The sequence below is a fragment of the Vibrio sp. 1978 genome, from assembly GCF_033344345.1.
This window is the reverse complement of record NZ_JAWPOP010000870.1, coordinates 1-552: the sequence shown is the minus strand read 5'-3', so window position 1 is coordinate 552 and position 552 is coordinate 1. Positions and strand designations below refer to the sequence as shown.

1 protein-coding gene is annotated in these 552 nt (G+C 46.9%); it reads right to left on the bottom strand.

The genetic code is table 11. From position 1 onward, the window contains the following. The coding region (locus tag R8N49_RS29595; RefSeq protein WP_318190754.1) for a histidine kinase dimerization/phospho-acceptor domain-containing protein at nucleotides 1–552 on the bottom strand (552 nt) is incomplete at both ends.

Sequence of the window (552 nt, the reverse complement as noted above, 5' to 3'; positions counted from 1 at the left end):
GGTATCGACATCAAACTTGAGTTTATGTTGGTCATCACCACTTAAGCTGATCGCTTCTTTCTCTAATACTTCAAGCATTGCTGGCACGTTTACGACATCTTCCAACTCATGCATCGGCGCGGCTTCAATCTTAGATAAGGTAAGAAGTTGATTCACTAAGCTGTTCATGCGGTTAAGCTGCTCCGTCATCACCCCATGAGCTTTAGTCCACATCGGGCCGACGATCATATCTGGGTCTTCCGTCATCTCCAGATAACCTTGTAGTACGGTCATCGGAGTGCGTAGCTCATGAGAAACGTTGGCGAAGAAGTTACGACGCATTCCTTCGAGTTGCTTAAGTTGGCTCACGTCACGCACCACCATCAGGTGTTCACCTTCCGTGTAAGGCACGATACGCAGTTCTAACATACGTTCGACATTCAACGGCGAGCGCATTTCTAGCGGTTCGGAGAAATCTTTTTTATTGAGGTACTTTATGAAATCTGGAGTTCGAATCAGGTTCGAGATAGGTTGACCGGAATCTTCTGGCCAATGGAAGCCTAACAGGTGTTG